Here is a 15139-nt window from a genome sequence, read left to right as displayed (position 1 = left end):
TCAGTAACAAGCCGGGCCGGGCCCACGCGCTACATCTCCTCGTGCACGTCCGGGTCGCCGCCGAACCAGCGGCCGTTGGGGACGGAGAGGGCGGAGATCGCCTCGATCTCGGCGTCGGTGAGGGAGAAGTCGAAGACGTCGAGGTTCTGGCGCTGGCGCTCGGGGTCGGCGGACTTGGGGATGGGCAGGCTGCCCAGCTCGAGGTGCCAGCGCAGGATCGCCTGGCCGGGGGTGACGCCGTGGGCCTCGGCCGCGGCGACCACAGCGGGCTCCTCCAGCGGCGCGGTGCCCTTGCCGAGCGGGCTCCACGCGGCGGTGACGACGCCGAGGCGCCGGTGCAGCTCGCGCATCTCCTCCTGCGGGAAGCGGGGGTGCAGCTCGACCTGGTTGACCGCCGGGACGACGCCGGTCTCGCCGATGATCCGGTCCAGGTGCGCGCCGGTGAAGTTGGAGACGCCGATCGAGCGCACCAGGCCGTCCTCGCGCGCCTGGATCAGGGCGCGCCACGCCTCGGGGTACTTGCCGAGGCTGGGGTTGGGCCAGTGGATGAGCATCAGGTCGATCCGGTCGAGGCCGAGCCGGTCGAGCGAGTCGCGCACCGAGGCGAGGGCCTCGTCGTAGCCGTGGTGGCGTCCGGGGATCTTGGAGGCGACCACGATCTCCTCGCGCGCCACGCCGGACTCGCGGATCGCGGCGCCGACTTCGGTCTCGTTCTCGTAGTTCACCGCGGTGTCGAGGAGGCGGTAGCCGGCCGCCAGGGCCGAGACGACGGCGGCGACCCCCTCCTCCCCGCGCATCGGGTAGGTGCCGAAACCGATCGCGGGGAGGGTGGTGCCGTCGTTGAGAGTGCGCAGGGGAGCCGAGGTCATGACTCCATCGTGCGTCGCCCGACCGCCGGAGCCAACCGGTCCGGTGCCAGGTCGAGTCGGCGGAGCAGCTGGGCGTTGAGCGCGACCACCACGGTGGAGGCCGACATCAGCACCGCGCCCACCGACATCGGCAGCACGAACCCGATCGGCGCCAGGACGCCGGCCGCGAGCGGGACGGCGGCGAGGTTGTAGCCGGCGCCCCAGGCCAGGTTCTGCACGCTCTTGCGGTAGGTGGCCTCCGAGAGCGCGATGATCGAGAGCACCGAGCGGGGGTCGTCGGAGGCCAGGATGATCCCGGCCGAGCCGATCGCGACGTCGGTGCCGGCGCCGATCGCGATGCCGACGTCGGCCTGGGCGAGCGCCGGGGCGTCGTTGACGCCGTCGCCGACCATCGCGACCTTGCGGCCCTCCTGCTGGAGCTCGGTGACCTTCGAGGCCTTGTCCTCCGGCCGGACGCCGGCGAAGACGCGATCGATGCCGAGCTCATCGGCGACCGCGTGGGCCACGGCCTCGGCGTCGCCGGTGATCATGACGACCTGGATGTCGCGGGCGTGCAGGGCCGCGATCGCCGCGCGCGACTCCTCGCGGATCTCGTCGGCCAGGCTCAGTCCGCCGACCACGGCGCCGTCGACGACCACGTGCAGGATGATCGCGCCGTGTTCGCGCCAGGTGTCGGCGACGGGCAGCTCGGCGAGGCCCTCGCGGGTCAGCAGCGCCGGTCCGCCGACGTGCACGGTGCGCCCCTCGACGGTCGCGGTGACGCCCTCGGCCGGGCTTGACGCGAAGTCGGTGGCGGTGGGCACGTCGAGTCCCTTGTCGGCGGCGGCGCGGACGATCGCCCGGGCCAGCGGGTGCTCGGAGTCGGACTCGGCAGCCGCGGCCAGGGTGAGCACTTGGTCGGCGTCGAGGTCGGTCGTGGGGGCCGTCTCGATGGCGGTGACGGTCGGCCGGCCGACGGTGAGGGTGCCGGTCTTGTCGAACAGGACGGTGTCGACGGTGCGCATCGTCTCCATCTCCAGCCGGTCCTTCACCAGGACGCCGGCGCGGGCCGCGCGCTCGGTGGAGATCGAGATGACCAGCGGGATCGCCAGCCCCAGGGCGTGGGGGCAGGCGATCACCAGCACCGTGATGGTGCGCACGACGCCGTCGTCGGGCAGGCCGAGGAGCGCCCACACCACGAAGGTGATCACCGCGGAGCCGAGGGCGTACCAGAACAGCCAGGCGGCCGCCTTGTCGGCCAGCCGCTGGGCGCGGGACGCCGAGGACTGCGCGTCGGCCACCAGCTTCTGGATGCCGGCGAGTGCCGTCTCCTCGCCGACCGCGGTGACCTCGACCCGGATACCGGAGTCGGTCGCGATCGTGCCGGCGACGACGGTGTCGCCCTCTCCGCGCCGGACCGGGAGGGACTCGCCGGTGATCATCGACTCGTCCATCGAGGCCGACCCGCTGACGATCCGGCCGTCGGCGGGCACGCTCCCGCCGGGCCGGACGACAACGACGTCGCCCACCTTCAGGTCCGCGGGGGAGACGGTGACGATCCGGTCGCCCTCGACGAGCTCGGCCTCGTCGGGGAGGAGGGTGGCCAGCGAGTCGAGCGCGGAGGTGGTGCGCACCAACGAGCGCATCTCGATCCAGTGGCCCAGCAGCATGATCACGACCAGGAGTGCCAGCTCCCACCAGAAGTCGAGGTCGTGGGCGAGCAGACCCAGCGTCGAGCCCCAGGAGGCCACGAACGCGACGGTGAGCGCGAGCGCGACCAGCAGCATCATGCCGGGCTGCCGGGCGCGGATCTCCGAGATGGCCCCGGTCAGGAACGGGCGGCCGAACCAGCCGTAGAGCACCGTGCCGAGGATGGGGGAGACCCACTCCAGCCCGGCGACGTCGGGTAGGGAGTAGCCGAGTAGGTCGGCGAACATCTCCGAGAGGACGACTGTCGGGACCGCCAGGACCAGTGAGCCCCAGAACAGCCTGCGGAACACCGCGACGTGGTCGCCGTGTCCGGCGTGTCCGCCGCCGTGTCCCCCGTGTCCGCCGTGTCCACCCTGACCATCGGGTCGGCCGTGGTTCTCGTGCGCGGTCGGGTCGTGCTGTTCGTGGGTGGTGCTCATGTGTCCATCGCCTTCCGTCGGTCTCGACGCGATCGAACATATACCCCTGGGGGGTATAGATCAACCGTTGGTGGTGGGGTCCCGATCGACGGCGTAGGCTCACGCGCCATGGGCCGGCTCGTATTCGGGATGAACATGTCACTCGACGGCTTCGTCGACCACGACCGGTTCGGGCCGGGTGACCGGCTGTTCCGTCACTTCATCGACCAGGCGCGTGCGCTCTCCGGGAGCGTCTACGGGCGCCGTCTGTACGAGCTGATGCGCTACTGGGACGACGACCAGTCCGACTGGGACGAGCCGTTGCGGGAGTTCGCCGAGGCCTGGCGCGCCCAGCCGAAGTGGGTCGTGTCCGGTTCGCTGACCGAGGTGGGGCCGAACGCCACGCTGGTCGACGGCGATCTCGACGAGGTCGACGCCCTCGTCCGGCGCCTGCGCGACGAACTCGAGGGGCGCATCGACGTCGGGGGCACCCGGCTCGCGGCGAGCCTGGCCGAACGCGACCTGATCGACGAGTACCAGATCTACCTGCACCCGGTCGTCCTCGGGGAGGGCACCCCGTACTTCGCCGGCGCCCGGCCGGACCTGCGGCTGATCGGCTCCGACGTCGTGGACGGCCAGGTCGTCCAGCTGCGCTACGAGCCCGCGGAGAAGCGTTCGGAGTGAGCGGCGCTCACATGCTTCCGGTGTCGAGGAACCGCTGGTGCCAGCCCAGGGCCTCCGACATCAGGTGCGGCGTGTGCCGCGCGGTGGGACGCTCGGCCCACGCCCGGTCGAAGTAGTCGCTCAGCGCGTCCCGGAACCTCGGGTCGGCGCAGTTGCGGATGATCCTCGGGGCGCGGTCCTGCGGCGAAAGGCCGCGCAGGTCGGCCAGCCCGTGCTCGGTGACGATCACGTGGACGTCGTGCTCGGTGTGGTCGACGTGACTGACCATCGGCACGATCGCCGAGATGGCGCCGTCCTTGGCGGTCGACGGGCTGAGGAAGAAGTTGAGGTAGGCGTTGCGCGCGAAGTCGCCGCTGCCGCCGATGCCGTTCATGATCGCCGAGCCCATCACGTGGGTGGAGTTCACGTTGCCGTACAGGTCGGCCTCGATCATCCCGTTCATCGCGATCACGCCGAGTCGCCGGACGAGCTCGGGGTGGTTGGAGATCTCCTCGCTGCGCAGCAGGATCTTCCCCTTGTAGGAGTCGATGCGATCCATGAAGTGCTGCACCCCGCTGTCGGAGAGCCCGAACGAGGTGGCCGAGGCGGCCTGGAGGGTGCCGCTGTCGAGCAGGTCGAGCATGCCGTCCTGGATCACCTCGGTGTAGGCGGTCAGGCCGGTGAACTCGCTGCCGTCGAGGCCGGCCAGGACGGCGTTGGCGACGTTGCCCACGCCCGACTGGATGGGCAGCAGCTCGGGGGGCATCCGGCCCGCGGCGACCTCGTGGCGCAGGAAGTCCAGGACGTGGCCCGCGATCGCGGCCGACTTCTCGTCAGGCTCGCTGAACGGGGCGTTGCGGTCGGGGCGGTCGGTCTCCACCACCGCGACGACCTTCGCCGGGTCGACCCGGAGGTACGGCTCGCCGATGCGCTGCATCGGCTCGGTGAGCTCGATCGGCTTGCGGTGCGGCGGCAGCGCGGCGCCGTAGTACACGTCGTGGAATCCCTCGAGTGCACGCGGCTGCCAGTCGTTGACCTCCAAGATGACGCGGTCGGCCTGCTCGAGCCAGGTCTTGTTGTTGCCGACCGAGCTGCTCGGCACCAGCAGCCCGTCGGGGAGCACGGCGGTGACCTCCACGATCGCGACGTCGAGGTTGCCGTAGAAGCCAAACCACATGTACTGCGCGGAATGGCTCAGGTGGGCGTCGATGTAGTCGACCTCGCCGGAGTTGATCAGCGCGCGCATCGTGGGATCGGAGTTGTACGGCAGCCGCGTGGAGACGCCGTGGGCCTCGGCCAGGACGCCGTCGGCGTCGGGCGCGGTGGAGGCACCCGACCACAGGCCGATCCTGAACTGCTCGCCCCGCTCGTGGGCGGCGACCATCCGGTCGTGCAGCGCCTGGGGGAGTGCCTTGGGGTAGCCGGCTCCGGTGAAGCCGCTGATCCCGATGTTGTCGCCGTCGTGGATCAGCTCGGCCGCGCGTGCGGCGGTGGTGAGCCGGGTGCTCAGGACGGGGCAGGTGACGCGGCTGGCCGAGGAGGACATGACAGCTATCTCACCCCATGCCGCGCCGCCGGTCTCAGGGAGTACCGCTCCACGAGTCGCGTACGTCGGTGGGCGCCACCACCCGCGGTGCACTCGGCTGGGGGAGCACGCTGCGCGAGAAGCGGGGTGCGGGCGCGGCCTGCACCTGACCGTCGACGTCCACGAACGCCTCGCGCGCGACCGCATGCGGGTGCCGAGGTGCCTCGGTGTGGTCGAGCACGGCGGTGACACACGCGTCGACGTCGGCGAACGCCGCGGCCCAGTCGTCGCGGTCGCGGGTCGCGAACACCTCGGCGAGCACGGCCCGCTGGCGCGGCCACTGCTCGGTGTCCCAGCGCCCGCCGAGGTCGGCCGGGTCCAGGCCGAGGACCGACAGCAGGTGGTCCCAGAACCGGTCCTCGAGGGCGCCGACCGCGACGTACCTGCCGTCCGCGCACGGGTAGGTGGTGTAGCAGGGGGCACTGCCGTTGAGCAGGTCGGTGCTCCGCTCGCCCGACATCCGGCCGGCGGCCAACCAGGACCACTGCAGCTGGCCGAGGAGGTTGGCGCCGTCGACCATCGCGACGTCGATCACCTGCCCACGCCCCGACGAGGTGCGCTCGAGGAGGGCGGCGAGGACGCCGTTGACCAGCAGCATGGACCCGCCACCGAAGTCGGCGACCAGGCTCAGCGGCGGGCTGGGGGGCCCGTCGGCCGGGCCGAGCAGGCTCAGCAGGCCGGTGGTAGCGAGGTAGTTCAGGTCGTGGCCGGCGCTCGTGGCCAGCGGGCCGGTCTGGCCCCAGCCGGTCATCCGGGCGTAGACCAGCCGTGGGTTGGCCGCCAGGCACTCCTCCGGTCCGAGGCCGAGACGCTCGGTGGTGCCGGGGCGGTAGCCCTCGACGAGCACGTCGGCCCGGCCGATCAGGTCGCGCACCATGGCCAGGTCCGCGGCGTCCTTCAGATCCGCCTCGACGATCCGCCGACCGCGCCACATCCCCGCGTCGGCGTCGGCGACGCCGTCGGGACCGGCCTGGGCCTCGCGGCGGACCTGGACGACGTCGGCGCCGAGGTCGGCGAGCATCATGCAGCCGTGCGGGACGGGGCCGAGCCCGGCCAGCTCGACGACGCGGGTGCCGGCGAGCGGGCCCCTCGCCGCGGGGGAGCTCACCGGTCCTCCGCCCGGGTCCGACCGCCGCCGAGGATGCCGCCGATCGCGAACCCCACGTAGTCGTCGGCGAGAGCCTCGATGTCGTGGTCGTCGCGCAGCCACCACACGATGCCGTTGAGCATGTCGAGGATCGCGATCGCCGCGCGGGTCGGGTCGGCGACGTCGAAGGCTCCGCTTCGGACGCCGGCAGCGATCACGTCGCGGACGCGGCGCTGGTAGTAGCGCCGGTAGTCGGCCACCTGGGCCTGGTGCTCGGCGGAGAGGGCGGAGAGCTCACGCAGGCTGACCAGGTGGGCGACGCGGTGCTCGGCCAGATCGAGGACGTGGGAGCGCACGAGCGCGGCCAGACGCTCCTCCGGGCCTCCCTCGGTCTCCAGGATCGGCAGCTGCCGCTCGGCCCAGTCGCGCGTCATGCGGAGCGCAACGGCGTGGAGGATCTCCTCCTTGGACCCGAAGTGGTTGTACAGGCTCGCGCTCTTGATCCCCACCGCCTCGGCGATCTCGCGCAGCCCGACAGCGTGGTAGCCCTGCTCGGCGAAGCAGGCCGCCGCCGCGACGACGATGTCGTCGCGGCGGCGCAGCGTGGCCGGACGGGGGGCGCCCCGCGTGGGCTCCTCCGGGGCCTGTGCAGGGGCCTGTGCCGCGCGGTCCTGTCTTCCGGTCAGGGCTACTGCGCTCCTTGCGCGTCGGGCCGCGCGTGCACGCGGCGCAGCTCGCGCTTGAGCAGCTTGCCCTGCGGGTCGGTGGGCAGCTCGGTCATGACGTGCACCGCCTTCGGCACCTTGTACGAGGCCATCTCACCACGGCAGTGCTCCCGCAGGTCCTCTCCGGTGGTGCTGGATCCGTCGCGGAGCACGACGAAGGCGGTGACGACCTCCGACCAGTAGTCGTCGGGCAGACCCACCACGGCCGCGCGCTCGACGTCGGGATGGGCCTGGAGTGCGCGCTCGACCTCCTGGGAGGAGACGTTGAGGCCGCCGGACTTGATCATGTCCTTGCTGCGGTCGAGGAAGAAGAGATTGCCCTCGGCGTCGCGGCGCACGATGTCGCCGGTGTGCACCCACCCGTCGGCGAGCACCGCCGCGGTGCGCTCGGGGTCGCGGAAGTAGCCGGCCATCACCGACGGCGTCCGGCACCACAGCTCGCCGGACTCGGCATCCTCTCCGGACGCGTCGACGACGCGGATCTCCAGGTGCCCCACGGGCTTGCCGATCCAGGTCGGGTCCTGGTCGGGGATGTCCTCCAGGCGCTTGAACCAGCCGACCGAACCGAGCTGGGTCAGCTCCGACTGGCCCCAGTAGGTGCCCCAGATCGCCTGCGGGGCGGCGTTCGCCCACGCATCGATCGCATGTGGCGACACCTGGCCCCCGTAGGTCAGGCAGCGCTCGACCGTGCCCACCGTCTCGGGCCCGAAGTCGGGGTGGTTGGCCAGGGCGATGAAGAACGTCGGGGTCTGGGCGATGACGGTGATCTGCTCCTCGGCGATCAGCCGGAGCGCGGTGCCGGCCTCGACGGTCGCGGGAAGCACCAAGGTGGCGCCCAGTGTGAGGAGCGAGGTCGCCGAGCCGATGCCGGCGATGGTGTGGAAGGGCATCACGTAGAGCCACACGTCGTCGGGCAGGCAGCGCAGGCCCCAGGTGTAGGCCGGCGTGGTCGAGATGAGGTAGTTGCGGTGCGGGATCATCACGCCCTTGGGCGCCGCCTCGGTGCCGCTGGTGTAGATGATCTGCGCGAGGTCGTGCTCGTCGACGTCGCACTCCGGCGCGCTCGCGGCGGCCTCGGCGCTCAGCGTCTCGAAGGAGCGCCAATCCCCGCTGTCCGCGCCGAGCACGATCCGCCGGGTCTCGGGGCCGTCCTGGAGGGCGGCGTCGACCACGTCGGTGAACTCCTCGGCGACCACGACCGCGGCCGGTTCGAGACTGGCCAGCTGATGAGCGACCTCGCGCACGCCGAAGAGCGGGCTGATGCCGGAGTAGGCGGCGCCGATCTTGAGGGCTCCGTAGTAGGCGATCAGCGTCTCGACCCGGTTGCGCGCCATGACGGCGATCCGGTCGCCGCGTCCGACCCCGAGGTCGAGCAGCGCGTGGGCGAACCGGTTGGCCGCGGCGTCGAGCTCGGCGTAGCTGGTGGCCTGCCGTCGTCCCTGCGCGTCGTAGGCCACCACCGCGGGCTTGTCGCCGAGCGTCCGGGCGTGGCGGTGCAACTGGTCGCCGAGGGTCGCGCGGCCGAGCGGGGACCGCTGGATGTCGGTGAGCTGGCTCATGGGTGACCTCTCTGGCGTACATGGGGGTGGTGAAGTCGTCGCGGAAGGCGATCTCCTCCACCGGCGTGCGGGTGAGCTTCTTCGGGAACCCCTTCGCGGGGTAGCCCACGGCGACCAGGGCCGCGGTGAGGAAGCCGTCGGGGATCGAGAGCAGCTCCTTGACCGCCGGCTCCTCCGCGCACAGCAGCGTGGTGATCGCGGTGGCCACGCCCTCCTGGCGCAGGGCGAGGGTCAGGTTCTGGACCGTGGGGTAGATCGAGGCGCCGCCGACGACGCTGAGCCGGTCGAGCTCGTGGTCGGTGGGGTGCAGGCCCTCGATCTCCGCGCAGACCACGATGAGCGTCGGGACCTCGGCGAGGTGGTGGGCGAAGTGGTTGGCACTCTCCACGGTCTTCGGGACCGCGCCGACGGCCTTGGTGCCCTCGACCACGGCGGCGTAGTAGCCCTCCCAGTAGGGGAGGTACAGCTCGGCCAGGCGCTTCTTCTTGGCCTCGTCCTGGACCACGATCCATCGCACCGGCTGCCGGTTGCCGCCCTGCGGGCCGAAGCGTGCGTCGTCGAACGCGCGTCGCAGCACGTCGTCGGGAACCTGCTGGTCGGTGTAGTAGCGGCAGGTCCCGGTCGACCGCATCGCCTCGCTGAGCTCCATGTCTCTCCCTGTGTCGTCTGCATTGGTCGACGGCGGAAACTGTCCGTCGATAGTGTGAAGCAGATCGCACAGTAGCCGCTCAGGAGGGTGTTTACCAGGGAGTCGGCCCCTCCCTTGGCAAAAGGACTATCCGTTGTTAGTTTTCGCGAGTGACGTCCACACCTCGCGCAGACCACGCAGCACCCGATCCGGCCGATCGGCTCGACCAGGCGCTGCGCGCAGCAAGCGTCCCGACCCTGCTCGCAGTGCTCGTCCAGCTCACCGGCGACCGGCGCTGGCTGAGCGAGCGCTATCGGCCCACCCGTCCGCGCGGCATGGACGAGAACCGGACCGGGGGCCTGCCCGTCGACGTCCAGGCCGAGATCCGCGACGCCGTCGCCGATGCGGTCCGCGCGTACGCCGCCGGCCGGCCGGCGGCGATCCCCGAGCCGAGCGAGGCCGACGTCGTCGAACTGCTCGACTTCACCGCGGGGGAGGAGATCCCCCACGAGTTCGCGCCGATGATGGCCGAGATCATCCACGGCACTCCCGAGCCCGGGGTGCGACGGCTCGCGGACGGGCATGGGATCAGCGCGGTGGTGATCGGCGCCGGGATCGCCGGGATGCTCGCCTCGGTGCGCCTCGCCGAGGCCGGGATCGACCACGTGGTGCTGGAGAAGAACGACGGCGTCGGCGGCTCCTGGTTCGAGAACCGCTACCCCGGCGCCGGCGTCGACACCCCGAGCTACCTGTACTCCTACTCCTTCTTCGACCACGACTGGTCGACCCACTTCGGCAAGCGCGACGAGGTGCAGGGCTACCTCGACGCCTTCGCCGACGCCCACGGGCTTAGGGAGCGGATCCGGTTCGGCGTCGAGGTCACCGGGGCGCACTACGACGCCGCCGCGCAGCGGTGGCGGGTCAGCACGCGCGCGGCCGACGGCACCGAGTCCGAGCTCGAGGCTCCGGTGCTGATCAGCGCGGTCGGGCTGCTCAACCGGCCCAAGGTGCCCGAGCTGCCGGGGCTCGACTCCTTCGAGGGCCGACTATTCCACTCGGCCCGCTGGCCCGAGGGCCTGGAGGTGGCCGACCTGGCCGGCAAACGGGTGGCGATCGTGGGCGCCGGCGCGAGTGCGATGCAGATCGGTCCTGCGATCGTCGACTCGGTCGAGTCATTGACCGTCTACCAGCGCTCACCGCAGTGGATCGCCCCCAACGACGTCTACTTCGAGCAGGTGGGGGACGACGTGCACTGGGTGATGGCGCACGTCCCGTTCTACCGGCGCTGGTACCGCGCCCGGCTGTCGTGGATCTTCAACGACAAGGTGCATCCGACACTGCAGGTCGACCCCGACTGGCCCGAGGAGCGGGCTTCGATCAACGCCGCCAACCACGGCCACCGGCGCTTCTACGAGCGCTACCTGCGCGACGAGCTCGGCGACCGCGAGGACCTGGTGGCCAAGTCGCTGCCCGACTACCCGCCCTTCGGCAAGCGGATGCTCCTGGACAACGGGTGGTACCGGATGCTCCGCCGTCCGCAGGTCGAGCTCGTCACCGAGGGTGTGGCCGAGGTGACCCCCACCGGCCTGGTCGACACCGCCGGCGACGAGCGGGACTTCGACGTCGTCATCCTGGCCACCGGCTTCCACACCGACCGGCTGCTCTACCCGATGGACATCCGCGGCCGCTCGGGGCGGACCACCCGCGAGGTGTGGGGCGACCACGACGCACGCGCCTATCTCGGGGTCACGATCCCGGACTTCCCAAACCTGTACGTGATGACGGGCCCGAACACCGCCCTGGGCCACGGCGGCAGCTTCATCACGATGCTGGAGTGCCAGATCCGCTACATCATGGCCGCCCTGACCGCCATGGACCGCGAGGGACTCGCGGTGCTCGAATGCCGCGCCGAGGTCTGTGCGGACTACAACCGGCGCGTCGACGAGGCACACGCGCGGATGGTCTGGACCCACCCGGCGATGGACAACTGGTACCGCAACGCCGAGGGTCGCGTGGTGGCGGTGGTCCCGTGGCGGATCATCGACTACTGGACCATGACCCGCGACATCGACCTGGACGACTATCTCCTCGAGCCCGCCCGGACGTCTGCGCGGGCCTGAGTCTCGCGTGCCTCACTCCCGCCCGCTGGAGATCCAGCGCGGGTCGGACACGATGTTGCGCCCGCCGACGGCCAGGTCGGCCACCCGGTCGAGTCGGGCGACCTGGTCCTCGCTGAGCTCGAGGGTGAGCGCGCCGAGGTTCTCCACGGTCCGCTCGACGCGCCGCGAGCCGGGGATCGGGACGGTGGCGACGTCGAAGCGCCGGCCCTGGTGGAGCAGCCAGGCGAGCGCCACCTGGGCCGGGGTCGCGTGGAGCTCCTCGGCCACCGCTCGAACCTGCTCGACCACGGCCTGGTTGGCGTCGAAGTGCTCCCCGAAGCGCTCGGCGCCGGCGATCACGGTCTGCTGGACCGACTCGCGGGTCATCGTGCCGGTGAGGAAGCCGCGACCCAGCGGCGAGTAGGGCACGAACCCGACGCCCAGCTCGGCGGCGGTGGGCACCACGTGCGCCTCGACGTCGCGCGACCACAGGCTCCACTCGCTCTGCACGGCGGCGATGGGGTGCTCGGTGACGGCGGCGCGCAGCTCGTCGGCGGTGACCTCCGACAGGCCGAGGCGGCCGACCTTGCCCTCGGCGACCAGCTCGGCCATGGCGCCGACGGTCTCCTCGATCGGGACGCTCAGGTCGCGGCGGTGCATGTAGTACAGGTCGATGTGGTCGACGCCGAGCCGCCGCAGTGAGGCCTCCGCTGCGGCGCGGACGTAGGCCCGGTCGCCGCGTACGGGGGTGCCGTCGGCTCCGACGGCACCGGTGATGCCGAACTTGGTGGCCAGCTGCACCCGGTCGCGCACGGGCGCGATGACCTCGCCGACGAGCTCCTCGTTGGTGCCCGCGGGGCCGCTGGTTCCGGGGCGGGGTTCGCCGTAGACGTCGGCGGTGTCGATGAAGGTGACGCCGGCGTCGATCACCTCGCGCAGCACACGGGCGGCGTCGGCGTGGTCGATGCCGCCGTAGACGTGGCTCAGCGCCATGCCTCCGAAGCCGATCGGGCTGACCTCGAGGCCGCCGAGGTCGACGGTGGGGTGGGCAGGGTCGGTGGAGCTCATGAGGCTTCCTCTCGCGTGGTCGGGTCAGCGGGTGGCGGCCTGGGCGGCGCGCACCAGGGGATCGGTGATCGGCTCCTCGCCGCAGTCGAGGCCGCGCGCGATCAGGTCGTCGTAGTGCTCGATCTTCGCGTCGAGGGCGGCCAGGTCGTCGTGGAGCTGGGCGATGGAGGCCAGCAGGTGGGTGCGGTGCTCGGCGAGCAGCGCGCGGCGGCGTCCGTGGGTCGCGGCGCCTTCGGCGACCATGGTGGAGAAGGCGCGCATCTGTGCCACCGGCAGGCCGGTACGCCGCAGTCGGACCAGCAGCTGCACCAGCCGGACCGCGGCCGGGTCGTAGCGGCGTCGTCCGTCGGTGCCCCGGGGCGGCGCGGGCAGCAGCCCCTCCTTCTCGTACCACCGGAGGGTGTCCTGGGTGAGTCCGGTGGCCGCGGCCACCTCCGCGATGCCGACTGATTCGTCGGGGGAGGTGCTCACGTCGGCGGTGCTGGTGGTCATGTCTTCGACAGTAGGTCTTGGAGTGCACTCCAACGCAAGGTGCGGATCATCGCCGATCAGGTGAGGTCCACCACCGGGACGCCCGCGACCGCGAGCTCGTCCAACGCTGCCGCGTGACCAGCGGCCGAGGCTCCTGCGCACGCCGCGCCGACGACCCCCACCTCGAAGCCCGCCACCAGGAGCGAGCGCGCCGCCGCCGCGACGCCGTGCTCGGTGAGCGCGCCGGTGAGCAGGACCCGCTCGATGCCGCGGAGACGGAGGTTGTCGACCACGTCGGGATTGTCGGTGACGTCGACGCCGTACTTGGTCAGCACCAGGTCCCCCGGAGCCGGCGCGAGTCCGGGCGCGAACGCGCTGGAGCCATCGGTCGCGGCCGCCTCGTCCGGGAGCGGACCGAGATAGCGCGTGCACACGACGAGCGCTCCCGCCTGTCGCACGAGCGCACGGACTGCGCCGGCCGCCTCGATCGGGTCGCGGTGGCCGAGCGCGAGGACCCAGTCCTGGTGGTCGATCTCGACCAGGGCGAGCCTGTTCGGCTCGGAGAGCAGGTCCGATAGGTCCATGCGGGCGACAGTACGAATTCGAGTGGACTCCAGCGCAAGGTGCGTGATAGACGATCGCGGTCGAGGAAGGTCGGCTTAGGTCCGCATCGGGTGGGCTTGTCCGGTGGCGTGGAGTTGGTGGTGGTGGAAGGGGCAGTGGAGTCGGGCGTCCTTGGTGTTGGTGTCGCCGCCGTCTTGCCAGGAGTGGGTGTGGTGGGTGTGGCAGAACGCCGCGGGAGTGTCGCAGCCTGGTGTCTGGCAGTGGGTCTGTTCGAGGCCGATCGCCATGCGTTGGGCTGGGGTGTGGAAGCGGCGGGTGCGGCCGAGGTCGAGGACCTCGCTGTTGCCGTTGAGGATGGCGGGGATGATCCCTGCTTCGCAGGCGAGGCGGCGGGCCTGGCCGGGTGAGATGTCGATGCCGGTGTCGAGGTGGGCTGCCTTCAACCCGCCGAGCAGGGTCTCCAGTTGCATGGTGACGATGACGGTGGCGTTGAGCCCGCCGGCCTTGGGCAGCCGGTCGGTGGGGAACCGCTCCACGTACTCCGCGAACGCCAGGCCCAGTCTCTGCGGGGTGGGCTTGGCGTAGTCATACGACCCCGCGCCGTCGGTCGCACGGACGTGTTTGGGTGCGGCGAGCGCGGTGAGGGCTTTGCGGAGCATCGAGCCCTGCGCGGCCGGCAGGGTGAACCGACCATGGGTGAGGCCTTGGTCGTCGTCGTACATCGCGAACGACGTCTTCTTCCGCGCGCGTGCTTCCTCGGCCTCCAACAGGCGGGCTTCGTGCACGTCGGCCCGAGCGGGGTCGATGACTTCGAGGATGCGGCGGCCGAGGATCTTCAACGCTTTCGCGTCGTGATGGGCCGCTTCTGCGATCAGGTGCTTCTCGGCCAGATCCCGGTGTTCGGGGTCGAGTTCGTCGACCGCCGCAACGATCACCTGCGCCTGGTCCGGTAAGACCCGGCCTGCTGCGGCCGCGACCCGGGTCTGTTCGTGGGTCGCGAGCTCCTGGGCGAGGCGGGTGGCGCGGTGCGCGTGGCCGGGGGTGATCGGGACCAGCCGCCGCAGCCACGCACTGGCCGATCGGGCGCCGATCGAGCCCGGCAGGTCCAACGCTTCGGCCTGGGTCACCGCTCGGGCCTCGAGCTCGGCGAGGCTGGCGGTGACTTCGGCCAGGTCGACCAACAGCGCAGTGGTGTCGTCGGCGTCGAGGCTCCACAGCGGGGTGTCGACGTGGCCGGTGAGGTCTTTCTTGAACCGCGCCACCAGTACCGCGAGCGGGTGCCCGGTTCCGGGGTCGGTGGTGGCGGCCATGTCTGATTCTACCTCTCATGACGAGTATTCGCTAGTGTGTTCTAGAGGATCTTGGGGTGCCGGGGTTTCGTCGGCGCTCGCTGGCGCTCGCTTGCTCAACCTCCGGCGAGTGGGCCGTTCTCGGAGGTTGAGCAAGCTGGGAGGGCGAGGAACGAGCCCGACCAGCGCCGACGAAACCTCGCAACCGACCCCGGAAACGCGAGCCGCGCGAATCAGGCGCGGACGAATCAGCGACGGCGGAGCGAGCAGGGGTGGCCGCGCAGGCGGCGGCGCGGGCGGAGCCCGTGCCGGCAGCGCGCCGGATGAGTCGACCGACCGGGACCCGCAGTCAAGGACGGACGAAGTCCGCCGCGAAGCGGGCGCCGAAGGCGATCCTTGACGGCGGGTGTCGGTCGACTACGCGCGCGGCCACCCCACCACCCGG

At 71.4% G+C, this 15139-nt stretch carries 12 protein-coding genes and 1 pseudogene; 2 read left to right on the top strand and 11 right to left on the bottom strand.

All coding sequences use genetic code 11. From position 1 onward, the window contains the following. Positions 1–29 precede the first annotated feature (29 nt). Together WMR31_RS18010 and WMR31_RS18005 are read right to left on the bottom strand one after the other, a co-directional pair. Positions 30–869 (bottom strand): aldo/keto reductase, encoded by an 840-nt coding sequence (locus tag WMR31_RS18010; protein WP_340540274.1) that lies wholly within the window; start codon positions 867–869, stop codon positions 30–32. Continuing rightward, positions 866–2977 (bottom strand): heavy metal translocating P-type ATPase, encoded by a 2112-nt coding sequence (locus tag WMR31_RS18005; protein ID WP_340540273.1) that lies wholly within the window; start codon positions 2975–2977, stop codon positions 866–868. The genes WMR31_RS18010 and WMR31_RS18005 overlap by 4 nt, the downstream gene beginning before the upstream one ends. A 108-nt stretch (positions 2978–3085) precedes the next feature. On the opposite strand from WMR31_RS18005, the gene WMR31_RS18000 reads away from it, so the two are divergent. Further along, on the top strand, positions 3086–3640 hold the full coding sequence (locus tag WMR31_RS18000) for a dihydrofolate reductase family protein (protein WP_340540272.1): 555 nt from the start codon (positions 3086–3088) through the stop codon (positions 3638–3640). Positions 3641–3647: 7 nt separating this feature from the next. Here the strand turns inward: WMR31_RS18000 and scpC are convergent, their stop codons facing one another. The 5 genes and pseudogenes from scpC to WMR31_RS17975 all read right to left on the bottom strand — a co-directional run. Next, on the bottom strand, positions 3648–5165 hold the full coding sequence (gene scpC / locus WMR31_RS17995; protein ID WP_340540271.1) for a succinyl-CoA:acetate CoA-transferase ScpC: 1518 nt from the start codon (positions 5163–5165) through the stop codon (positions 3648–3650). Positions 5166–5199: 34 nt separating this feature from the next. Then, a complete protein-coding gene (locus tag WMR31_RS17990) occupies positions 5200–6312 on the bottom strand; it encodes a CaiB/BaiF CoA transferase family protein (RefSeq protein ID WP_340540270.1) in 1113 nt (370 codons plus the stop codon). Beyond that, entirely contained in the window at positions 6309–6875 is a 567-nt protein-coding gene (locus tag WMR31_RS17985) for a TetR/AcrR family transcriptional regulator (protein WP_340540380.1), read from the bottom strand. Before WMR31_RS17985 ends, WMR31_RS17990 begins: the two co-directional genes overlap by 4 nt. Before the next feature lie 104 nt (positions 6876–6979). Continuing rightward, on the bottom strand, positions 6980–8575 hold the full coding sequence (locus WMR31_RS17980) for a class I adenylate-forming enzyme family protein (RefSeq protein WP_340540269.1): 1596 nt from the start codon (positions 8573–8575) through the stop codon (positions 6980–6982). Positions 8576–8735: 160 nt separating this feature from the next. After that, a pseudogene (locus WMR31_RS17975) lies at positions 8736–9206 on the bottom strand (nitroreductase family protein); the annotation flags it as partial. A gap of 167 nt (positions 9207–9373) precedes the next feature. On the opposite strand from WMR31_RS17975, the gene WMR31_RS17970 reads away from it, so the two are divergent. Beyond that, the gene (locus WMR31_RS17970) at positions 9374–11323 is read left to right on the top strand and encodes a flavin-containing monooxygenase (protein WP_340540268.1); all 1950 of its coding nucleotides are present in this window, start codon (positions 9374–9376) and stop codon (positions 11321–11323) included. 12 nt (positions 11324–11335) lie between these two features. On the opposite strand, the gene WMR31_RS17965 is transcribed toward WMR31_RS17970, so the two are convergent. From WMR31_RS17965 to WMR31_RS17950, 4 genes are all read right to left on the bottom strand, one after another. Continuing rightward, complete coding sequence (locus WMR31_RS17965; protein WP_340540267.1) at positions 11336–12370, bottom strand: aldo/keto reductase; 1035 nt, start codon at positions 12368–12370, stop codon at positions 11336–11338. 24 nt (positions 12371–12394) lie between these two features. Further along, complete coding sequence (locus WMR31_RS17960) at positions 12395–12862, bottom strand: MerR family transcriptional regulator (RefSeq protein WP_340540266.1); 468 nt, start codon at positions 12860–12862, stop codon at positions 12395–12397. A 56-nt stretch (positions 12863–12918) separates the two neighbouring features. After that, positions 12919–13425: a cysteine hydrolase family protein gene (locus WMR31_RS17955; protein ID WP_340540265.1), complete on the bottom strand. Its 507-nt coding sequence runs from the start codon at positions 13423–13425 to the stop codon at positions 12919–12921. 75 nt (positions 13426–13500) lie between these two features. Continuing rightward, on the bottom strand, positions 13501–14715 hold the full coding sequence (locus WMR31_RS17950) for a DUF222 domain-containing protein (RefSeq protein WP_340540263.1): 1215 nt from the start codon (positions 14713–14715) through the stop codon (positions 13501–13503). Positions 14716–15139: the final 424 nt, after the last annotated feature.

It is taken from the genome of Nocardioides epinepheli, assembly GCF_037936805.1.
Lineage (GTDB): Bacteria > Actinomycetota > Actinomycetes > Propionibacteriales > Nocardioidaceae > Nocardioides.
The sequence above is the reverse complement of the archived record's forward strand: the minus strand, read 5'-3'. Positions and strand labels throughout refer to the sequence as shown.